We start from the raw sequence: 21,771 nt of genomic DNA, 5'->3' as shown, positions 1-21,771 counted from the left end.
TTCTTCTTCTCGCGTGTGAAGCCTTGAGGAACAGCCACTTCACACCTTCTTGCGAGATCTCTCCTCATGGCCCGTCGCCCTCCGTTTTTCTTCGATTCCCGCATCGCGCGCGCGGTGCATGGCGCCTTGCTCGCCATGGCCTGCGCCGCCGGCGGCACCGCGGCCCAGGCGCAAGGCGCCGACGCCACGGCCCAGGCCGAACAGCCCAGGAGCTACAGCATCGCCGCCGGCCCGCTCGACGACGCGCTCGCCAGCTTCGCCGCCGCCGCGGGCCTGAGCCTCACGATGCCGCCGGCCCTGGTGCGGGACAAGCGATCGCCTGGCCTGCAGGGCAGCCATGGCGTGCGCGAAGCCTTCGCGCGCCTGCTCGCGGGCTCGGGGCTCGAGGCCGCCGGCGGCGCGGGCGGTGCCTATGTGCTGCGCCCCGCCGCGGCCGGCACCGAGAGCGATGCCGCGGGCGCCACGCTCGCGCCGATCACCGTCACCGCGGCCCCGGTGCGCAGCGCCACCAGCGAGGGCACGCGCTCCTATGCCGCGCCGCTGCTGACGATCGGCAAGGGCGAGCAGGCGGCGAAGGACATCCCGCAGTCGGTCAGCGTGCTCACGCGCCAGCGGCTCGACGACCAGGGCCTCGTCGACCTGCGCGATGCGGCCAATGGCGTCACCGGCGTGGTCGGCGTGAAGGGCGTGGGGCCGGGCATGGTGCTGTCGTCGCGCGGCTTCCAGATCGATGCCTGGCAGTACGACGGCGTGCCGGTGCCGCGCAACTGGTATTCGCTGGGCAACTGGGCCACCGAGGCGCTGGTGTTCCACGACCGCCTCGAGGTGCTGCGCGGCGCCGCGGGCCTGCTGCAGGGCACGGGCAGCCCGGGCGGCGCCGTCAACCTGGTGCGCAAGCGCGGCCAGACCGAGAAGACGCTGGTGCTGACCGGCAAGGCGGGCAGCTGGAACCACTACGGCGCGCAGCTCGACGCGGGCGGGCCGCTCAATGCCGAGGGCACGCTGCGCGGACGCGTGGTGCTCGACGAGGACCGCAGCCACTCGTTCACCGATTTCGTCTGGAGCCGCACGCGCTCGCTCTACGGCGCGATCGACTACGACCTGTCGCCGGACACCACCCTCGGCCTGGGCATCAGCCAGATGAAGGGCAGCGGCCGCCCCATGCTGCGTGGCTTTCCGCGCTATCCCGACGGCAGCGACATCGGGCTGCCGCGCTCGGTGTACACGGGCGCCTGGTGGAACCGCCACGACAGCGAGCAGACCACGCTCTATGCCGACCTGGAGCATCGCTTCAACGCGAACTGGAAGCTCAAGGCCTCGGCGCTGCGCATGAACGAGCGCAATGCCTCGCAGCACCAGCGCATGCACGGCAACGTGCAGCCCGACGGCAGCGGGCTGAGCTTCGCCGACTGGGACAACCTGTTCGATTCGAAGAAGGCCGGGATCGATGTCTACGTGCGCGGCCGCTTCGAGGCGCTGTCGCTGAAGCATGACCTGACGGTCGGCGCGAACTATGCCAAGTACACCTCGAAGGACCGCTTCGGACGCCGCTTCACGAGCGGCGGCAACATCTTCGCGCCCGACCACTACCGGCCGGCGCAGAACTACGAGACCATCCTCGCGGCGGGCGGCACCAAGAGCCACACCGAGTACGACATCAGCCAGTCGGGCCTGTACGGCAGCTGGCGCGTGAAGCTCGCGGAGCCGCTGACGGCGATCCTCGGCGCGCGCGCGAGCTGGTACGACTACCTCTATGCCGACCGCACCCGCGACACCCGCAGCACCGTGAGCACCAACGCCAGGATCACGCCCTATGTCGGGCTGGTGTTCGCGCTCGACCGGCAGTGGTCGGCCTACGGCAGCGTCACCGAGGTGTTCGAGCCGCAGTCCGAGCGCGCGCTGAACAACGAGCCGCTCAAGCCGATCACCGGCCGCAACTACGAGCTGGGCCTGAAGGGCGAGCTGATGGACGGCCGGCTCAATGCCTCGCTGGCCGTGTTCCGCTACGACCACCGCAACCGCGCCGTGACCGACTACGACAACGGCTATGCCTGCGACGACTGGTACTGCTACAAGTCCTCGGGCAAGGTGCGCAGCGAAGGCTTCGAGGCCGAGCTCAGCGGCGAGATCGCGCCGCGGCTGCAGCTCACGGCCGGCTACACCTACAACACGACCAAGTTCCTCGAGGACCCCGACAACCAGGGCCAGGTCTTCAGCCAGTGGACGCCGCGGCACATGCTGCGCGTGTGGAGCGACTACCGGCTGCCGGGCGCATGGAGCCGGCTCAGCGTGGGCGGCGGCTTCACGGTGCAGAGCAGCACGCTGGGCTACGACCGCTCGTTCAAGGTGCCGGGCTTCATGGTGTGGAGCGCGCGCGTGGCCTACCAGGCGACGCCCGAGCTGAGCCTGGCGCTCAACGTCTACAACGTGTTCGACAAGCGCTACTACATCCCGGCCTTCAACGAGACCAACGGCAACAACAACTATGGCGATCCGCGCAATGTGATGTTCACGGTGAAGTACACGCCCAGGCTCTGAACCGGCGGCGGAGGGCGAGGGCGCGGTCATCCGTCTAAAATGAGAACAATTCTTATTTGTGAGCGGCAGCCCGGCCGCCAACGCCGTTCGCCGTGTCCGCCATTCCCGCCGCCGAAGCCGACTTCCAGCAAGTCCACACCCTCTACAGCGACCACCACGGCTGGCTCCAGTCGTGGCTGCGCAGGAAGCTCGGCAACTCCTTCGACGCGGCCGACCTGGCGCAGGACACCTTCGCGCGGCTGCTGACCGCGCGCAACCCCGAGGTGATCGCGCAGCCGCGCGCCTACCTCACGAGCGTGGCCAAGAACATCCTGGTGAACTGGTATCAGCGCCAGGCGCTCGAGCGCGCCTACCTCGAGGCGCTGGCGGTGATGCCCGAACCCGAGGCGCCGTCGCCCGAGCAGCGGCTGATCATCCTGCAGACCCTGCACGAGATCGACGCCATGCTCGACAGCCTCAAGCCGGCCGCGCGGCGTGCCTTCCTGCTGTCGCAGATCGAGGGCCTGAGGTACGAGGACATCGCGCGCGAGCTCGGCGTGTCGCTGGTCACGGTCAAGCGCTACATGCAGCAGGGCTTCCGCGGCTGCCTGGCGCTGATGGCGTGAGCGCGCTGCCGTCCTCCATCGCCGACGCGCCATCGGCGGCGCTGCCGCCGCGCGTGCTCGATGAAGCCGCCGAGTGGTTGATGCGCCTGCACGACAGCGCCGCGACCGATGCCGACCGCCGCGCCTGCGAGCGCTGGCGCCAGAGCCATCCCGACCATGCCCGCGCCTGGGCGCGCGCCGAGCTGCTGATGAACAAGCTCGGCGGCCTGCCGTCGGCGCTGGCCATGCCGTCGCTCGCACGCTCCTCGCGCCATGGCAGCCGCCGCGCCGCCATCGGCCGGCTGGCCGCGCTGCTGGCGGCCGTGCCCGCGGGCTGGCTCGGCTGGCGCTTCGCGGGCGAACGCGGCTGGACCGCCGAGCACCGCACCGCCACCGGCGAGCGTCGCGAGCTCCAGCTCGCCGACGGCAGCCGCCTCACGCTCGACACCGCGAGCGCGGTCGACGTGCGCTTCGACGCCGCGCAGCGTCTGCTCGTGCTGCATGCGGGCGCGATCCTGGTCGAGACCGCGCCCGACACCGCCGCGGCGCACCGGCCGTTCCGCGTGCAGGCCGGCGGCGGCACGCTGGAGGCGCTGGGCACGCGCTTCAGCGTGCGCAGGGAGGAAGAGGGCGCGACCGCGGTCGCGGTGTTCGAGGGCGCGGTGCGCGTCACGCCCGAGCGCGGCGCGTCGCGCGTGCTGCCGGCCGGGCAGCAGACCCGCTTCGGCGGCGACGGCATCGAGGCCTTTGCGCCCGCGGACGAGAGCCGCGTGGCGTGGACCCGGGGCATGCTGCTGGCCGACGCGATGCGGCTGGCCGATTTCGCGGCCGAGCTGTCGCGCTACCGGCCCGGCGCGCTGCATTGCGAGGCAGCCGTCGCCGGGCTGCGCATCTCGGGCGCCTTCCCGCTGGACGACACCGATCGCGTGCTGCGCATGCTGGTGTCGACCTATCCGGTGGATGCGCTCACGCGGCTGCGTGGCTACTGGGTCACGCTGGTGGCCAGAAATATTTCCGCCCAGGGGTGAGACTTTTTTTCGTTTCGGCTGGCAAGGAGGGGAAGAACCCACCGCTGCCAACCGAAAGGCCCGTCTCCATGTCCGCATCCCGTCCGTCCGTTCCGCGCGCCAGCGCGGAGCGCCGCTTCCACGCCGCCCTGCGCCACGCGCTGATGGCCTTCGCCCTCGCCGGGCTGGCCGCGCCGCCGGCCCTGGCGGCCGAACCTTCGCCGCTCGATGCCGCGGTGCCCCGGGCCTACAACATTCCGGCCGGCCCGCTGGGCCGCACGCTCGCCAGCTTCGCGGTCGGCAATGGCATCGCGCTGTCCTTCGATCCCGCGCTGACGCAGGGCCGCGGCAGCCCCGCGGTCTCGGGCCGCTACACCGCGCGCGAGGCCATCGAGCGCCTGCTCGCGGGCAGCGGCCTGCAACTGGTGGCGCGCAGCGACGGCAGCTACACGCTGGGCCGGCGCGAAGCGGGTGCCGATGCCGCCACCGGTGCGCAGACCGGCATCGGCACGCTCGCACCGGTCACCGTCACGGCCGAGGCCGACCGCAGCGGCACCACCGAGGGCACCGGCTCGTACACCACGCGCGCCACCGCCGCGGCCACCGGCCTGGCGCTGTCGCCGCGCGAAACGCCGCAGTCGGTCACCGTGCTCACGCGCCAGCAGATCGAGGACCAGAACCTGCTCTCGCTCGGGCAGGCCATGAAGAGCGTCACCGGCGTGTTCGCGGTCAGCTCCGACAGCGACCGCACCGACCTCTACGCGCGCGGCTTCTACATCGACAACTACCAGTACGACGGCGTGCCGACCACGGTCACCACCGACTTCTTCGGCGCTTCCAACAACGACCCGGTGCTGTACGACCGCATCGAGATCGTGCGCGGCTCGACCGGCCTGCTGACCGGCGCGGGCAATCCCTCGGCCTCGGTCAACCTGGTGCGCAAGCATGCCGACAGCAAGGTGTTCGCCGGCAGCGCCTCGCTGGCGCTGGGCTCGTGGAACCTGCGCCGCGGCACCGTCGACCTCTCGACCCCGCTGACCGAGGACGGCCGCGTGCGCGCCCGCGTCATCGGCATGACCGAGGACCGCGACTCCTTCCTCGAGCGCTACCAGGGCCGCAAGCACGTGCTGTATGGCGTGGTCGATGCCGACCTCACGCCCGACACCTCGCTGAGCGTGGGCATCGACTCCCAGGCCAGCCGCCCCAACGGGTCGACCTGGGGCGGCCTGCCGCTGACCTTCGGCGACGGTGGCCCCGCGAGCTGGGCCGCTTCGAAGAGCATCGGCACGCCCTGGACCCACTGGGACGCGACCAACACCACGCTGTTCGCGAACCTCACGCATGCCTTCGGCAACGGTTGGAAGCTCAAGGCCAATGTCTCGCATCGCCAGAGCAAGCAGAACGCCAAGCTGCTCTACCTGTTCGGCGACCTCGACCGCCTCACCGGCACCGGGCTGGGCTCGCTGCCTGGCTATTTCGAGCACGAGTTCAGGCAGAACAGCCTCGACCTGCAGGCCACCGGCCCGTTCGAGCTGCTGGGGCGCCGGCACGAGCTGGTGCTGGGCCTGAGCAACACCCAGTCGCGCTACGTGCAGGCCAACCACGTGCGCCTGAGCGCGCTGCCCGAGGTCGGCAATTTCTACCTCTGGAACGGCGGCTACCCCGAGCCGAGCTGGGGCGAACTCAAGGTGTCGGGCATCGACAAGCTGCGGCAGACCGGCTACTACGGCGCCGCGCGCTTCTCGGTCACCGATTCGCTCAAGTTCATCCTCGGCGCGCGCCAGAACGACTGGCGTGCCACCCGCCTCACGGCCGACGACCGGACCACGCGCCGCCATGAAGTGCTGACGCCCTATGCGGGCCTGGTCTACGACCTGGGCGAGCACTACTCGGCCTACGCGAGCTACACCGACATCTTCCAGCCGCAGAACTACCGCGACACCAGCGGCAGGTACCTCGACCCGGTGACCGGCAAGAGCTACGAGATCGGCCTCAAGGGCGAACACCTGAACGGCAGGCTGAACAGCTCGCTCGCGCTGTTCCGCTCCGAGCAGGAGAACGTGGCGCAGCGCGACGGCACCCGCCTCGTGCCCGGCTCGACCGATGGCGCCTACTACGGCGCGCGCGGCGTCGTCACCAAGGGCATCGAGCTGCAGCTGTCGGGCGAGCTGGCCGAGGGCTGGCAGGTCAACGCAGGCATCGCGCGCACGCTCGGGCGCGAGGGCAGCGGCGACCGCATCAACCCCACCATGCCGACCACGCTGGCCACGCTGTTCACCACCTACCGGCTGCCGGGCCGCTGGCACCAGCTCACGGTCGGCGGCGGCCTCAACTGGCAGAACCGCGTGTACTACCCGTTCAGCGTGGGCGACGTCGACATGCGCTACACGCAGGGCTCGCGCGCCGTCTTCAGCCTGATGGCGCGCTACGCGGTCTCGCCTCAGCTGTCGCTGCAGCTCAACATCGAGAACCTGTTCGACAAGCGCTACAACGTCAACATCGACGGGCAGGCCTTCGCGGGCACGCCGCGCAATGCGGTGGCGACGCTGAACTACAAGTTCTGAGGGCGCGGCGAGGAAAGCCGGGGGGCGATCGGACATTCGTCCAATGGCGCGAAAAGGCGCCGCGGCCGACAGTAGCGGCTCCCGTCACTCCCTTGCCAAGACCCTCTCATGAAGCACTTCCAACGCCTCCAACTCGCCGCCGCCGCCCTGGCCGTCGGCCTCTCGTTCTCCGTCACGGCCGCCAGCGCGGCGGGCCCGGCCGCGGCCGCCGCCGCCAACGCATCGCCCAGCGTGGTGCTGGTGCACGGCGCCTTCGCCGATGGTTCCGACTGGGCCAAGGTGATCCCGCTGCTGCAGGCCAAGGGCGTCGACGTCGTCTCGGTGCAGAACCCGCTGACCTCGCTCGAGGACGACGTGGCCGCCGCCAAGCGCGCCATCGATGCCCAGCCCGGCAAGGTGGTGCTGGTCGGCCACTCGTGGGGCGGCACCGTGATCACCGAGGCCGGCGGCAACGACAAGGTCGCCTCGCTGGTCTACGTGGCGGCCTTCGCGCCCGACGCGGGCCAGAACTCGGGCGAGCTCGGCAAGGACTATCCCGCGCCGCCCGGCTTCGCGCACATCGCGGCCGATGCCTCGGGCTTCCTGCGCCTCACGCCCGAGGGCATGAGCCAGCATTTCGCGCAGGACCTGCCGGCCGCCACCACGCGCGTGATGGCCGTGACGCAGGGCCCGATCCAGGCCAAGGCCTTCGAGCAGAAGGTGTCGGCCGCCGCCTGGAAGACCAAGCCCTCGTGGTACATCGTGAGCAGCGCCGACCACATGATCCAGCCCGCGCTGCAGCGCGACATGGCGAAGCGCATCGGCGCGCACGTGACCACGCTGAACACCAGCCACGTGCCGCAGCAGTCGCAGCCCGCGAAGGTGGCCGAGGTGATCCTGGACGCCGTGCGCCAGTCGAAGTAAGGTGCCGGCGCCCCGCCGCCTACCGGATCCATTGCCTTGCAGCCCATCGCCCACGTCCCGCTCTTCGATGCCATCAAGGCGCTCGCCTTCGTCGGCGACCTCAGCATGGGCCAGCCCATCGACCACTCGGCGCGCGTGGCCTGGATCGCCGCGCGGCTGGCACAGGCGATGGGCCGGGACGAGGTGGCGCAGGGCCACGCGGCCTGCGTCGCGCTGCTGCGCTGGTCGGGCTGCACCGCCAATGCGCCCGAGTTCTCCGACCTGCTCGGCGACGACGTCGGCGGACGCCGCGCGATGCTCGCGACGGCCTCGGCGCGCGAGGCCGCGGCCTTCGCGGGCACAGTCGGCTCGCTGGCCGAGATCCATTGCGAGGTGTCGGGCGAGATCGCGCGCTTCCTCGGCCTGCCCGAGGCGGTCGAGCGGCCGCTGCGCCACATGTTCGAGAACTTCGACGGCAGCGGCAAACCCGCGGGCCTGGCCGCGCCGCATATTCCGGAGGCGGTGTACCTGGCCACGCTCGCGGGCGATCTCGAGATCTTCTCGCGCACGCATGGCCTGCAGAGCGCGCTGCGCCAGATCGCCGAGCGCGCCGACGGGCGCTATCCCGCGGCGCTGGTCCAGGTCGCGCGGCAGCACGCGGTCGACTGGCTGCACGCGCTCGACCAGGGCGCCGCGGCCGACCTGCAGGCGCCCGAGGGCGCGCTGCGCGACGCGCTCGCACCGCTCGAGCTGATCGCCGACGTGATCGATCTCAAGATGCCGTGGATGACCGGCTTCTCGCGCCGCGTGGCCGAGGCGGCCGCCGCCTGCGCAGCGGGCGTGGGGCTCGATGCCGCGGCCTGCGAGCAGGTGCGGCGCGCCGCGCTGATCCATGGCATCGGCCGTGCCTCGGTGCCGAACGCGGTCTGGGATTCGCCCAGGCTGCGCAGCGAGGCCGACAAGGAGCGGCTGCGCCTCGTGCCCTACTGGACCGAACGCGCCGCGCGCCGCATCGAGACCTTGCGGGCCGAGGCCGAGATCGCTTCCTTCGTCGACGAGCGGCTCGATGGCTCGGGCTTCTTCCGCGGCGTGAAGGGCGCGGCGATCGGCACGGCCGAGCGCGTGCTGGCCGCGGCGGTGCACTGGGTGCTGCTGCACACGGGCGCGCCGGGCCGGCCCGCGCTGGCGGCCGCGGAGGCGGAAGCGCAGCTGCGTCGCGAGGCGGAGCAGGGCCGGCTCGATGCGGCCGCCGTCGCCGCGTTGACGGGTCGTGAATCGGTGGCCGCGAAGACGCCCGCCGCGGAAGGCGAAGCCAATGCCTTGCTCTCGTCGCGCGAGGTCGAGGTGCTGGGCCGCATCAGCCTCGGCGAGAGCAACAAGGAGGCGGCGCGCACGCTCGGCATCAGCCCGAGCACGGTGCGCGCGCACCTCGAGAACATCTTCCGCAAGCTCGGCTGCACCACGCGCGCGGCCGCGACCCTGAAGGCGATGACGCTCGGTCTGCTCTGAGGTTTCAGCCCGGCTCGGGGCCGGTCTCGGGCGCGTTGCCCGTCATCATCTGGCTCAGCAGCCCGGCGAGCGCCTCGCGCTGGCCGGTGTCGAACATGCGCAGCAGATGCAGCTCGGCGGCGGCGTGCTTGGGCATCGTCTCGTCGGCCAGCCGCATGCCCTTGGCCGTGAGCTTCACCAGCACGCCGCGGCCGTCGTCGGGATGGATCGAGCGCTTGACCAGCCCTTCCTGCTCGAGCCGCTTGAGCAGGTTCGACAGCCCGCCCGAGGTGAACAGCAGCGTGCTCTGCAGCCGCGAGGGCGACAGCCGGTAGGGCGCGCCGGCCACGCGCAAGGTCGCGAGCACCGCGTACTCCTGGTACTTGATGCCGAAGGGCTGCAGCACCGCGTTGATGGTGCGCAGCACCACCTCCTCGAGCCGCAGCAGCCGGCCGACCACCGCCTTGCCGCTGCTGTCGATGTCGGGCCGCTCGGTGCGCCATTGCCGGATGCCGCGCTCGACGAGGTCGCCGCCGGTTGCGGGTTGCAGGCCTTCCGGCGCGGGAGCCTCGAGCGTCTTCGGCGCTTTGGTACCGCGGGGTCGCGGCGCATCGTTCTTGTGCTGCATGGCGTCCTTTCGATGGCGATTTGCGTGCGTGCGCGATGCGTCTTGGTGCATCGCACGGCAGCGGGTTGGTACCTATCTTAAATGCCTTGCGTTTATCTTTTGCAAAAGATAAAGTGAATCGCATCGCGCTTCGATCCCCTCCAGCCTTCGCTCTCACAGGAGTCGCTTCCATGAAAACCGCGCTCGCACGTTGCCTGTCCCTGGGCTTTGCCTCCTTGCTGATGTCGGGTGCGCTGCACGCCGAGGAGCTGGTGGTCGGCATCTTCGGCGGCTCCTTCGCCGACGACTCGAAGACCTGCCATATCTCTTCGTTCGAGAAGAAGACCGGCGCCAAGGTGGCGCTCAAGCTCGGCAGCTCCTCGCAGTTCGCCGCGGCCATCCGCGCGACCGGCGGCAAGTCCGATTTCGACGTGGTCTACATCGACAACTCGCTCGCGGCGCAGCTCAAGAACGAGAAGCTGCTCGAGACCATCGACAAGTCCAGGCTCGCGAACGCCGCCGACATCTCGCCGCGCGCGCTCGACAAGGACGGCCAGTACGTGGTGTTCATGACGGGCGCTACCGTCATCGTCTACGACACCAGGCAGATCAAGACCCCGCCCACCTCCTGGGCCGATCTCGCCAAACCCGAATACGACGGCCGCCTCGCCATCGGCGACATCAGCGGCACCTCGGGCTCGCAGTTCCTGATGGCGCTCAACCGCATGAAGGGCGGCGAGCTGAGCAACATGGACGCCGGCTTCGCGGCCGTGAAGCCGATCGCCAAGGCCTCGGTCACGCTCTACACGCAGGCCGACCAGATCGTCTCGCTGTTCGAGCGCCAGGAGATCGCCGCCGCCGTCTGGTACCCCGACCGCGCGGGCTCGGCCATCGACAAGGGCCTGCCGCTCGCGATCGTCTATCCGAAGGAAGGCGCGGTCGGCATCCTGCCCGCGCTGGTGATCCCCAAGGGCGCGAAGTCGCCGGCGCTCGCGCTCAAGTACATCGACGAGGTGCTGTCGAAGGAAGGCCAGGCCTGCTTCGCCGAGCGCAAGTACGCGGGCCCGGTCAACACCCAGGTCAAGCTCAGCGACAAGGCCGCGAAGATCGTTCCGTACAAGGAGACCTTCGACAAGCTCTGGCTGCCCGATCCCGAGCAGGTCGCGAAGTCCATGCCCGAGTGGACCCGCCGCTGGCAGCGCGAAGTCGCGCGCTGAGCGCCGCCGCCGTTCCCACGATCCCGTACGCCCAATGCCCGCACTCACGCTGGAGCGCCTCGAGAAGCGCTACCCCGGACACGTCGCCGCTTCCTCGGTCTCGCTGTCGGTCAACGACGGCGAATTCATCTCGCTGCTCGGCCCCTCGGGCTGCGGCAAGACCACGGTGCTGCGCATGGTGGCGGGCCTGATCGAGCCCACGGGCGGCCGCATCCTGATCGACGGCCGCGACGTCACCGCGCTGCCCACCAACAAGCGCAACATCGGCCTGGTGTTCCAGTCCTATGCGCTGTTCCCGCACATGAGCGTGTTCGAGAACGTCGCCTTCGGCCTGCGTCGCCAGGGCGTGCAGGGCGCGGAACTCACGCGCCGCGTCGAGCAGGCGCTGGCCAGCGTGCGCCTCTCGGCGCTGGGCGACCGGCTGCCGCGCCAGCTCTCGGGCGGCCAGCAGCAGCGCGTGGCGGTGGCGCGCTCGATCGCGCCGCGCCCGAGCATCCTGCTGTTCGACGAGCCGCTGTCCAACCTCGATGCCGCGCTGCGCGACGAGATGCAGATCGAACTCAAGCGGCTGCAGCGCGAGGTCGGCATCACCACGCTGTTCGTCACGCACGACCAGGGCGAGGCCATGTCGATGTCCGACCGGGTCTGCGTGCTGGCCCATGGCGTGGTGCAGCAGTTCGACACGCCCGAGGCCATCTACCACCGCCCGGCCACGGGCTTCGTCGCGAGCTTCATGGGCCGGCCCAACCGGCTCGGCGGGAAGCTCGCGCGCGTCGGAGCGGGGGGCGCTACGGTGCAACTGCGCGACGGCCCGGTGCTCGCCGTGGCCCAGGCCGAAGGCATTGCCGATGGCGCCGCGGTCGACGTGGTCGTGCGCCAGGAGGACATCCGCTTTCTCGGCGCGCAAGACCTCTCCGACGCCGCGAACCTGCCGCGCTACGAAGCCCGCGTCGCGATGCGTTCCTTCGTCGGCTCGCGCGTGCAGTACCTGCTGGCCCTCGGCGGCATCGAGCTGATCGCCGAGGCCGCCACCAACGGCCCGCATGCCGGCCTCGAGGTCGGCGCGCCGGTCGGTGTGGCGATCGATCCGCGCCATGTCTACGTGAACGCCGCGGCATGAGATCGCGCCACACCGCCGGCGCCTTGCTGGCCTCGCCCCTGCTGCTGGTGCTGCTGCTGGCCTTCGTCGCGCCGGTGCTGCTGATGGTGCCGCTGAGCCTGCATCCCTACGTGCCCGGCAGCGGCATCGCCAGCGGCTGGACGCTGGCCAACTACACCAGCATCCTCACCGACGAGTACTACCGTGAGGTGGTGCTGCGCACGCTGGTGCTGGGCTTCGGCGTCACCGCGATCTGCCTCGTGCTCGGCTATCCGCTGGCCTACTACATCGCCAACGCGGGCCCGCGCATGCGGCTCGCGCTGACCATGCTCGTGATCTTCCCGATGCTGCTCGACCTCGTGGTGCGCTCCTTCGGCTGGATCGCGCTGCTGGCCAACCGCGGCCTCATCAACAACCTGCTGATCGACATCGGCCTGATCGAGCGCCCGATCCGCATGATGTTCAACCTGTTCGGCTTGCTGGTCGGCATGTCGCACATCTTCCTGCCCTTCATGGTGCTGATGCTGGTGCCCGCGATCCAGGCGATTCCGAAGGACGTGCAGTCGGCTGCCTACACCCTGGCCGCGAGCCGGCTGCGCGTGTTCTGGTCGATCACGCTGCCGATGAGCGCGCCCGGCATCCTCTCGGGCTCGATCCTGGTGTTCGTGCTCACCATCAGCGCGTTGGTCACGCCGCGCATGCTCGGCGGTGCCACCTACAAGGTCATGGCCACGCTGATCTACGACGACTTCCTGCAGACGCTCGACTGGCCGGCCGGTGCCGCCATGTCCTTCGTGCTGACCGCGCTCACGCTGGCCGTGATCGCGCTGTCGAGCCGGCTGCTCAAGCGCTGGGGAGGCCAGGCATGAGCACCTCGACCGAAACGCAGCGCCAGGGCCTGGGCCTCGCCGCCACCGCCATCGCGGTGGTCGTATTCCTGCAGATCCCGGTGCTGGTGGTGGTGCTCGCGGCCTTCAGCAAGACCGCCTACCTCACGATTCCGCCCAAGGGCCTAACCCTGCACTGGTTCGAGGTGGTGCTGCGCGATCCCGAATACCTCTCGGCCGCCTGGACCAGCCTCTGGCTCGCCGCCGCCTCGACCGCCGCCGCGCTGGTGCTGGGCCTGATCGCCGCCTATGCGATCCACCGCCGCATGGTGCCGGGCGCGGCCGCGCTGACATCGCTGTTCATGGCGCCGCTGGTGCTGCCCTCGGTGGTGCTCGGCGTGGCGCTCTTGCAGTACTACACGATGACCGGCCTGCGCGGCAACTCGCTGGGCCTGTGGCTCGCGCACGTGGTCATCACCGTGCCCTACGTGGTGCGCGCCAGCCTCGGCAGCCTGGCGGCGGTCGACGAGTCGCTCGAAGACGCGGCGCGCGTGCTCGGCGCCGACGGCTTCACGAGCTTCCGGCTCGTCACGCTGCCGCTGGTCAAGCCCGGCCTCGTGGCCGGTGGCCTGTTCGCCTTCATCACCTCGCTCGACAACGTGCCGGTGTCGGTGTTCCTGCTCTCGGCGAGCCAGACCACCCTGCCCGTGAAGATCTTCACTTCGGTGGAGCAGGGCGTGGACCCCAGCGTCGCCGCTGTCTCCACCCTGCTGATCGTGGCCACCGGCATCGTGCTGCTGCTGGCCGAGCGCTGGACCGGCTTCCACAAGCACGTCTAGACCCTTCTTCCTCTTCTTCCCCAGGACTTCGCGATGCCCACCACGAGCAAAGGCTTCCCGCTCATGCTGACCTTCGACCTCGACGCCGAGACCATGTGGACCGGCCGCGATCCCGCCAACGCGCAGCGGCCGATCCTGATGTCGCAGGGCGCCTACGGCTGGAAGGTCGGCATGCCGCGCATCCTCAAGCTGCTGGAGCGCTACGGCATCCACTCGACCTTCTTCGTGCCGGGCGAGGTGGCCGAGAAGCATCCCGAGCTGATGCGCGAGGTGATCGACCGCGGCCACGAGGTGGCGCACCACAGCTACAGCCACCGCTGGATCGTCGGCCTCACGCCCGAGGAGGAGCGCGAGGAGATGGAGAAGGGTCTCGAGGTGCTGACCCGCCTGACCGGCGCCCGCCCGCGCGGCTGGCGTTCGCCCGCGGCCGAGTTCAGCGCCATCACGCTCGACCTCATCAAGGAGTACGGCTTCGACTACTCCTCGAACTTCTTCGACGACGACTCGCCCTACCTGCTCGAGATCGGCGGCCAGCGCACCGACATCGTCGAGCTGCCGTTCCGCTGGGTGCTCGACGACGCGCCCTTCTTCCAGTATTCGATCACGCTGCCGGGCCGCACCTTGCAGGCACCCTCGGCCGTGCTCGAGGCCTGGAAGAGCGAGTTCGACGTGCTGCATGCCGAGGACCGCATGATGATGGTCGGCATGCACCCGCAGATCATCGGCCAGCCCTCGCGGCTCAAGGTGCTCGAGGGCCTGATCGAGCATGCGCTCGCGCATTCCGACGTGTGGATCGACCGCTGCGACCGCATCTCCGACAACATGCGCCCGCGCCTGCGGGCCGCGGTGGCCGCATGAATGCCGTCGCTGCCAATCCGGCGGCACCGCGCCGGCTGATCGTGAGCGGCGGTGCCAGCGGCATCGGCCTCGCGGTCGCGCGGATGGCGGTGGCGCGCGGCGCGCGCGTGGCGCTGCTCGACCGCGACATGGCCGCGCTCGCCGAAGCCGTGCGCCTGCTCGGCGATGCGGCGCTGGCGCTCGAATGCGACGTGAGCGACGCATCGGCCGTGCGCACCGCGGTGGACCGCGCCGCGCAATGGCTGGGCGGTGTCGACGCGCTGGTCAACTCGGCCGGCATCGATGCGCTGAAATCGCTCGAGGCCACCAGCGACGAGGAATGGGCGCGCGTGCTGGCCGTCAACCTCACCGGGCCGATGCTGGTGTGCCGCGCCGCGCTGCCGCACCTGCGTGCAGCCGGTGGCGGCAGCATCGTCAACATCGCCTCGGGCGCCGGCCTGCGGCCGCTGCCCAACCGCACCGCCTACTGCGCGAGCAAGGCCGCGGTCATCATGTTCGGCAAGTCGCTCGCCATCGAGACCGCGGCAGACGGCATCCGCGTCAACGCCGTCTGCCCGGGCGCGATCGATACACCGCTGTTCCGCACCAGCTACGAGAACGCCGACGATCCCGAGCGCGCGCTGGCCGAGATCCGCGAGCGTTACGCACTGGGCCGCATCGCCGCGCCCGAGGAGGTGGCCGAGGCCGTGCTCTACCTCAGCGGTCCGGGCGCCAGCTACATCACCGGCACCGCGCTCGCCGTCGACGGCGGCCGCACCTTCCACTGAAAGGCCCGCGATGACATTCGACCGGCGCGTGGCGGTGGTCACCGGGGGCGGGCAGGGCATCGGCGCCGCCGCGGTGATGGAGTTCCTGGGGCGGGGCGCGCGCGTCGCCGTGCTCGACCTCGACTGCGCGCCGCTCGACGCGCAACTGGCCGGCGACGGCGTCGCGCCCGGCCTGGCCTCGCGCTGCCTGCGCGTGAGCGGCGACTGCACCGACGCGGCGGTGGTCTCGGCCTTCTTCGACCGCGTGGAATCGGCCTTCGGCCCGGTCGACATCCTGTTCAACAACGTCGGCCAGAGCGCGCGCGAACGCGGCGCGCCCTTCGTCGAATCGCGGGAGGAGGTCTGGCGCTTCGTGCTCGAGGTCTCGCTGCTCACGGCCATGCGCGCCTCGCGCCGCGTGGCGCCCGGCATGAAGGCACGCGGTTTCGGCCGCATCGTCAACATGAGCACCGACGCGGCCTTCGTCGGCGACGTGGGCCTGGCCGACTACGCGGCCGCCAAGATGGGCGTGGTGGGCTTCACGCGCTCGCTGGCGCGCGAACTCGCGCCGCATGGCGTCACGGTCAATGCCGTGTGCCCCGGTGCGATCCGCACCCGCGCGCACGACCAGCTGAACCCCGAGGTGCTCGCGCGCATCGTGGCCGACACGCCCGCGGGCTTCATCGGCACGCCACGCGACGTGGCCACGGCCGTGGCCTTCCTGGCGGGCGACGACGCCCGCTTCATCACCGGCCAGACGCTGCTGATCGACGGCGGCCGCTGGATGCTCTGACTCCCGACTTCGAGGAACGACCATGGATCTGATGGACCACGGCGCCGTGGCGCTGGCCGCGCTGGTGCGGCGCAAGGAAGCCTCGCCGGTGGAGATCGTGCAGGCCGCGCTCGCGCGCATCGAGGCGCGCCGCGAGCTCAATGCCTTCATCACCGTGACCGCCGACGAGGCGCTGGCCGCCGCGCGCCGCGCCGAGGCAGCCGTGATGGCCGGCGAGCCGCTGGGCCCGCTGCATGGCATTCCCTATTCGGTCAAGGACCTGACACTGACGGCCGGCGTGCGTACCACCATGGGCTCGGCGATCCACGAGGACTTCGTGCCCAAGGACGACGCGGTGGCCGTGGCGCGCGCCAAGGCCGCGGGCGCGATCCTGATCGGCAAGACCCTGACGCCCGAGTTCGGCCACAAGCAGGTGCCGACAGCGCCGCTGTTCGGCCGCACGCTCAATCCCATCAATCCGGCCTACACACCCGGCGCCTCGAGCAGCGGTGCCGCGGCCGCGGTGGCAGCCGGCATGGGACCGCTGGCGCTGGGCACCGACGGCGGCGGTTCGATCCGCATTCCCGCGGCCTGCTGCGGCATCGTCGGCCTCAAGGCCACGCTCGGCGTGGTGCCGCACCTGCAGGCGCCCGACCTCTATTCGGCCAACTCCTTCACCGGTCCGATGGCGCGCGACGTGGCCGACACCCGGCTGCTGTTCGAGGCCATCGCGGGCTTCGATGCGCGCGATCCCTGGGGCGCGGGCAGCGCGTCGCCGCGCCGTGCCGCGCCCGTGTCGCTGCGCGGCCTGCGCGTGGCCTGGCTGCCGAGCGCGGGCAACCGCGTCGATCCCGAGGTGGAGGCCATCGCGGGCGCGGCCGTGCAGGCGATGGCGCGCGAGGGCGCCAGCGTCGAGACCGTGCAGCTCGATTTCGTCTCGCTCGAGAAGCATTTCCTGGTGGTGCTGCAGTCGCTGCTGGCCGCGCGCGTGGGCGCCAACCTCGAGCGCTTCGGCAACCGGCTCGATGCCTCGCTGATCGACGCGGTGCAAAAGGGCCGGCGCCACACGGCCGTCGACCTGCACGAGGCCACCTTCGCCAAGACCCGCTGCTTCAACGAGCTGCAGGCGCTGTTCGAACGCTTCGACGTGCTGGTGTCGCCCACGCTGTCGGCGCCGCCGCTGCCCATCGACATGGACGTGAGCGCCGAGATCGAGATCGCCGGCCGGCCCGCGGGCACGGTGCGCGGCGCCTGGTATCCCTACACCTACCCGATGAACCTCACGGGCCATCCCGCGCTGTCGATGCCCTGCGGCCGCAGCGCCATCGGGCTGCCGATCGGGCTGCAGCTCGTGGGCCGCTGGCACGACGACCACTATCTGCTCGATCTCGCAGCGCTGGTCGAGCAGGCGCTCGGTTGAGCGATCCCCTTTCTTTCACCGCGAGGTCTTCCATGCCGTCCTTCATCCGCCGATCCCTTGCCGTCGCGGCCTTCGCGGCCTGCCTCCTTCCGGCCGCGCAGGCCCAGTTGCCGCCGGGCCTCGCGGGCGGCAACCTGCGCATCGTCGTCGGCTATGCGGCCGGCGGCGCGGCCGACACGGTCGCGCGCCTCTATGCCGAGCAGCTCAAGGACGCGGGCTTCGGCAGCATCGTGGTCGACAACAAGCCCGGCGCCTCGGCGCGCCTGGCCTGGGACACGGTGAAGAAGGCCAAGCCCGACGGCCTCACGCTCTACCTCGCGCCGTCGCCGCTGCTCACCATCCTGCCGCTGACCTACAAGACGCCGGGCTACGACGCCGACAAGGACCTGGTGCCGGTCGCGCTGCTGGTCGAGATTCCCACCGCGGTCGTCACCGGCGCCGGTCAGCCCTACAGCTCGATGAAACAGTACGTCGAATGGGCGAAGAAGAACCCGAGCAAGGCGACGCTGGGCCTCGCGACCATCGGCAGCTCGGGCCACCTGGGCGCCTTCGCGCTCGCCAAGGCACAGGGCTTCGAGCTCACGCCCGTGGCCTACCGCGGCGCCTCGCCGATGCTGATCGACGTGGTCGGCGGCGAGCTGTCGATGGGCTGGGACGCGGCGGCCAGCATGATGCCGCTCTACAAGGGCGGCAAGATCAAGTTCCTCGGCCTCAGCGGCGACAAGCGGCTGCCGGCGCTGCCCGACGTGCCCACGGCCAAGGAACAGGGCTTCGGCGAGTTCGTCGCGGCCACGAGCTGGTATGCGGTCTATGCGCCCGCGGGCACGCCGGCCGCCGCGCTGTCGGCGCTGGAGCGTGGCTTCCTCGCCGCCGCGGCCAAGCCCGAGCTCGCGCGCAGCCTCGAGGCGGCCGGGCTGGTCGCCCATGCCGAGGGCCGCGCCGAGCTCGCGCAGCGGGCGCAGCGCGAGCGCAGGAACTGGGAGCCGATCGTCAAGGCGGCCGGCATCGTCATCGACGAATAGCACGTACGAAGGTTCGATGTCCATGTCCGACGATTCGCTCTTCTTCACGCCCGCGACCGAGCTGGCCGGCCTGATCCGCGCGCGCCAGCTCTCGCCGGTCGAGCTGGTGACGGCGGTGCTCGCACGCGCCGAGCGCCTGCAGCCCACGCTCAACTGCTTCATCACCCTGACGCCCGAACGCGCATTGGCCGAGGCCCGCCGCGCCGAGGACGCCATCGCGGCCGGCCGGCCGCTCGGCGCGCTGCATGGCATTCCGTTCTCGGTCAAGGATCTGGTCAACACCGAGGGCGTGGCCACCACCTTCGGCGCCGTGATCCACCGCGACAACGTGCCGAGCGAAGACGCCGTGAGCGTGGCACGCCTGCGCGCCCAGGGTGCGATCCTGATCGGCAAGACGACCACGCCCGAGTTCGGCTCGGGTCCGCTGACCAACTCGCCGCTGTTCGGCAGCACGCGCAATCCGTGGAACCTCGCGCGCACCTGCGGCGGCTCGAGCGGCGGCGCCGCGGCCGCGGTCGCCGCCGGCATCGCGCCGCTGGCGGTCGCCACCGACGGCGGCGGCTCGACGCGCATTCCGGCCGCCTGCAACGGCGTGGTCGGCATCAAGCAGTCGGTCGGCGTGATCCCGCACAGCCAGGCGCAGGACCTCTACGGCAACCAGACCTACGTCACGCCGATGACCCGCACCGTGGGCGACACCGCGCTGATGCTGCAGGCGATGGCCGGGCCGTCGCCGGTCGATCCCTGGTCGATCGGCCTGCGTTCGCACGACTACGTGGCGGCCGCCGCCAGCTCCGGCGACCTGCGCGGCCGCCGCGTGCTGTGCTGCGCCGCGCCGCCGGGCCGGCCGGTGTCGGCCGACGTGGCGCGCAACTTCGAGGCCGCGCTGCGCACGCTGAAGGATCTGGGTGCAAGCATCGAATACTTCGACGGCGCAGGCTTCGAGGTCGAGCCGATCTGGCGCGCGATCAACCACACGGTGTGGCGCGCGCGCTTCGGTCCGCTGGTCGAGCGGCATCCCGACAGCTTCAGCGAGACCTTCCGGCGCCAGGTCGAATCGGCGGCCGGCGTGAGCGGCGTCGAATACCAGGAGGCGATGTTCGCGCGCTCACAGCTGTTCAAGCGCGTGCAGGCGCTGTTCGAGCGCGCCGACCTGCTTGCCATGCCCACGCTCACGCGCTCCGCGGTGGCGCTCGAGCAGGACCTGTTCGCGCCGCTCGACATCGACGGCCAGCCCTACGAGAACGTGCGCGCGCACTGGTATCCGTGGACCATGCCCTTCAACATGACCGGGCATCCGGCCATCAGCCTGCCGAGCGGTTTCGGCGGCGACGGCATGCCGCTGGGCCTGCAGCTCGTGGGCCGCTTCCAGGACGACGCGGCGCTGCTGGGCGCGTCGGCCGCGTTCGAGGCGGCCACGGGATTCGCGGCGCGGCGGCCCGAACTCGCTTGAAGGGAGCCGCCGATATCATCGGCGCATGAAGCAACACACCCGCTGCAGCTGGGCCGAGGGCGATGCCCTGATGAGCGCCTACCACGACGCCGAATGGGGCGTGCCCGAGCGCAATCCGCGCATGCTCTGGGAGACGCTGATGCTCGAGGGCTTCCAGGCCGGCCTGGCCTGGATCACCGTGCTGCGCAAGCGCGACACCTTCCGCGAGGCCTTCGCGGGCTTCGATCCCAGGAAGGTCGCGCGCTTCGACGAGAAGGACATCGAGCGGCTGATGGGCAACCCCGGCATCATCCGCGCGCGCGCCAAGATCGAGGCCACCATTCGCGGCGCCCAGATCTACAACGAGATGGCAGCGCGCGGCGAGAGCTTCACCGACTTCTGCTGGTCCTTCACCGGCGGCAAGGTGATCGAGAACGACGGCAAGACGCGCACCGTGTCGTCCGAGCTGTCCGAGCGCGTGTCGAAGGAGCTGAAGAAGCGCGGCTTCAAGTTCGTCGGCCCGACCATCGTCTATGCCTGGCTGCAGGCGGTGGGCATCGTCAACGACCACGACGCGGCCTGCTTCCGGCGCGCGCAGGTCGCGAAGGCAGCCAAGGCGAGCTGAACGCCGCGCGCCGGGGCCGGCGCGCCTTTCTCGTCGCTCTTTCGTCTCTTCCGACGATGCGGCAGCCACCGGGCCGCGACAAGATCGTCCTCCACACAGACAAGGCCGCCCGCGGCCAAGGAGACGGACGATGCCGGGCCCATTGCAAGGATTGCGCGTGGTCGAGATGGCCGGCCTCGGCCCCGGTCCCTTCTGCGCGATGCTGTTCGCCGACATGGGCGCCGAGGTGCTGCGCATCGAACGGCCCGGCACGCCGCGCAACCCCCACGACATCCTCGCGCGCGGCCGCAGCCTGCTGCAGATCGACCTGCGCGCCGAGGGCGCGGCCGCCACCGTGCGCGACGCCATCGCGCGCGCCGACGTGCTGATCGAGGGCTTCCGCCCCGGCGTGATGGAGCGCCTGGGCCTGGGTCCGGTCGACTGCCTCGCGCTCAATCCGCGCCTGGTCTACGGCCGCATGACCGGCTGGGGCCAGCACGGCCCGCTGGCGCAGGCGGCCGGCCACGACATCAACTACATCGCGCTGAGCGGCGCGCTGCACGCGGTCGGCCGCGCGGGCGAGCCGCCGGTGCCGCCGCTCAACTACGTCGGCGACTTCGGCGGCGGCGCCATGTTCCTGGCCTTCGGCATCCTCGCGGCACTGCACGAGGCCAAGGCCTCGGGCCAGGGCCAGGTGGTCGATGCCGCCATGACCGACGGCGCCGCGCTGATGTCGGCCATGATGTACGGCCTCAAGGCGGGCGGCCGGTGGAGCAACCAGCGCGGCGAGAACCTGATCGACGGCGGCGCCCACTTCTACGACACCTATGCCTGCGCCGACGGCCGCTACGTGGCCATCGGCGCCATCGAGCCGCAGTTCTATGCGCTGCTGCGCGAGCGCTGCGGCATCGCCGACGACCCGGCCTTCGATGCCCAGATGGACGCCGCGCGCTGGCCGCTGCTCAAGCTGCGCCTGGCCGACGTTTTCCGCACCCGCACGCGCGACGAATGGTGCGCGTTGCTCGAGGGCAGCGACGCCTGCTTCGCGCCGGTGCTCGACTGGGACGAGGCGCCCGCGCATCCGCACAACGTGGCGCGCGGCACCTTCGTCGAGGTCGACGGCGTGGTGCAGCCCGCGCCCGCGCCGCGCTTCAGCCGCAGCGTGCCGCCCGCGCTCTCGGGCGAGCCGCGCGAGGAAGGCGCGGCGCTGCTGCGGCGCTGGGGCGCGGGCGAGGACAGCGCGCCATCGCTGCGCGCGGCCTGAG

At 70.9% G+C, this 21,771-nt stretch carries 19 protein-coding genes; 18 read left to right on the top strand and 1 reads right to left on the bottom strand.

Annotation, left to right across the window (positions count from 1 at the left end):
• Positions 1-66: 66 nt before the first annotated feature.
• The 6 genes from ACODT0_RS03890 (at position 67) to ACODT0_RS03865 (ending at position 9,084) form a co-directional block, all read left to right on the top strand.
• Complete coding sequence (locus tag ACODT0_RS03890) at positions 67-2,538, top strand: TonB-dependent siderophore receptor (protein ID WP_489040628.1); 2,472 nt, start codon at positions 67-69, stop codon at positions 2,536-2,538.
• A 101-nt stretch (positions 2,539-2,639) separates the two neighbouring features.
• The gene (locus tag ACODT0_RS03885) at positions 2,640-3,143 is read left to right on the top strand and encodes a sigma-70 family RNA polymerase sigma factor (RefSeq protein ID WP_489040778.1); all 504 of its coding nucleotides are present in this window, start codon (positions 2,640-2,642) and stop codon (positions 3,141-3,143) included.
• Entirely contained in the window at positions 3,140-4,150 is a 1,011-nt protein-coding gene (locus ACODT0_RS03880; protein WP_489040627.1) for a FecR domain-containing protein, read from the top strand. The genes ACODT0_RS03885 and ACODT0_RS03880 overlap by 4 nt, the downstream gene beginning before the upstream one ends.
• Positions 4,151-4,218: 68 nt before the next feature.
• Complete coding sequence (gene fhuE, locus ACODT0_RS03875; RefSeq protein ID WP_489040626.1) at positions 4,219-6,693, top strand: ferric-rhodotorulic acid/ferric-coprogen receptor FhuE; 2,475 nt, start codon at positions 4,219-4,221, stop codon at positions 6,691-6,693.
• A gap of 108 nt (positions 6,694-6,801) precedes the next feature.
• Positions 6,802-7,596, top strand: coding sequence for an alpha/beta fold hydrolase (locus ACODT0_RS03870; protein ID WP_489040625.1), 795 nt, complete (start codon positions 6,802-6,804; stop codon positions 7,594-7,596).
• A gap of 36 nt (positions 7,597-7,632) precedes the next feature.
• Positions 7,633-9,084 carry an HD domain-containing phosphohydrolase gene (locus tag ACODT0_RS03865; RefSeq protein ID WP_296737866.1) on the top strand — a complete coding sequence of 484 codons (1,452 nt, stop codon included), beginning with the start codon at positions 7,633-7,635 and terminating at the stop codon, positions 9,082-9,084.
• Positions 9,085-9,088: 4 nt separating this feature from the next.
• Here the strand turns inward: ACODT0_RS03865 and ACODT0_RS03860 are convergent, their stop codons facing one another.
• Positions 9,089-9,691, bottom strand: a complete 603-nt coding sequence (locus ACODT0_RS03860) for a MarR family winged helix-turn-helix transcriptional regulator (protein ID WP_489040624.1) — start codon at positions 9,689-9,691, stop codon at positions 9,089-9,091.
• Between the two features lie 170 nt (positions 9,692-9,861).
• Here ACODT0_RS03860 and ACODT0_RS03855 point away from each other — a divergent pair, with 170 nt between their 5' ends.
• The 12 genes from ACODT0_RS03855 to ACODT0_RS03800 all read left to right on the top strand — a co-directional run bounded on the left by ACODT0_RS03855 (position 9,862) and on the right by ACODT0_RS03800 (position 21,770).
• A complete protein-coding gene (locus ACODT0_RS03855) occupies positions 9,862-10,887 on the top strand; it encodes an ABC transporter substrate-binding protein (protein ID WP_057589636.1) in 1,026 nt (341 codons plus the stop codon).
• A gap of 34 nt (positions 10,888-10,921) precedes the next feature.
• On the top strand, positions 10,922-12,007 hold the full coding sequence (locus ACODT0_RS03850; protein ID WP_489040623.1) for an ABC transporter ATP-binding protein: 1,086 nt from the start codon (positions 10,922-10,924) through the stop codon (positions 12,005-12,007).
• Positions 12,004-12,855, top strand: a complete 852-nt coding sequence (locus tag ACODT0_RS03845; RefSeq protein WP_489040622.1) for an ABC transporter permease — start codon at positions 12,004-12,006, stop codon at positions 12,853-12,855. Before ACODT0_RS03850 ends, ACODT0_RS03845 begins: the two co-directional genes overlap by 4 nt.
• The gene (locus ACODT0_RS03840) at positions 12,852-13,652 is read left to right on the top strand and encodes an ABC transporter permease (protein ID WP_296778607.1); all 801 of its coding nucleotides are present in this window, start codon (positions 12,852-12,854) and stop codon (positions 13,650-13,652) included. Before ACODT0_RS03845 ends, ACODT0_RS03840 begins: the two co-directional genes overlap by 4 nt.
• Positions 13,653-13,685: 33 nt before the next feature.
• A complete protein-coding gene (locus ACODT0_RS03835) occupies positions 13,686-14,510 on the top strand; it encodes a polysaccharide deacetylase family protein (RefSeq protein WP_422097670.1) in 825 nt (274 codons plus the stop codon).
• Complete coding sequence (locus ACODT0_RS03830; RefSeq protein WP_422097669.1) at positions 14,507-15,277, top strand: SDR family NAD(P)-dependent oxidoreductase; 771 nt, start codon at positions 14,507-14,509, stop codon at positions 15,275-15,277. The genes ACODT0_RS03835 and ACODT0_RS03830 overlap by 4 nt, the downstream gene beginning before the upstream one ends.
• 10 nt (positions 15,278-15,287) lie before the next feature.
• Complete coding sequence (locus ACODT0_RS03825; RefSeq protein ID WP_203205106.1) at positions 15,288-16,049, top strand: SDR family NAD(P)-dependent oxidoreductase; 762 nt, start codon at positions 15,288-15,290, stop codon at positions 16,047-16,049.
• Positions 16,050-16,071: 22 nt separating this feature from the next.
• Positions 16,072-17,448, top strand: coding sequence for an amidase (locus ACODT0_RS03820; protein ID WP_489040621.1), 1,377 nt, complete (start codon positions 16,072-16,074; stop codon positions 17,446-17,448).
• Positions 17,449-17,480: 32 nt separating this feature from the next.
• On the top strand, positions 17,481-18,470 hold the full coding sequence (locus ACODT0_RS03815) for a Bug family tripartite tricarboxylate transporter substrate binding protein (RefSeq protein ID WP_489040620.1): 990 nt from the start codon (positions 17,481-17,483) through the stop codon (positions 18,468-18,470).
• A gap of 16 nt (positions 18,471-18,486) precedes the next feature.
• Positions 18,487-19,923, top strand: a complete 1,437-nt coding sequence (locus ACODT0_RS03810; protein ID WP_489040619.1) for an amidase — start codon at positions 18,487-18,489, stop codon at positions 19,921-19,923.
• 25 nt (positions 19,924-19,948) lie between these two features.
• On the top strand, positions 19,949-20,527 hold the full coding sequence (locus tag ACODT0_RS03805; RefSeq protein WP_489040618.1) for a DNA-3-methyladenine glycosylase I: 579 nt from the start codon (positions 19,949-19,951) through the stop codon (positions 20,525-20,527).
• A gap of 130 nt (positions 20,528-20,657) precedes the next feature.
• A complete protein-coding gene (locus ACODT0_RS03800) occupies positions 20,658-21,770 on the top strand; it encodes a CaiB/BaiF CoA transferase family protein (RefSeq protein ID WP_057598115.1) in 1,113 nt (370 codons plus the stop codon).
• The last annotated feature ends 1 nt before the right edge of the window (position 21,771 follow it).

It is taken from the genome of Variovorax sp. FG153, assembly GCF_057809595.1.
This window is presented reverse-complemented; position numbering and strand designations above follow the sequence as displayed.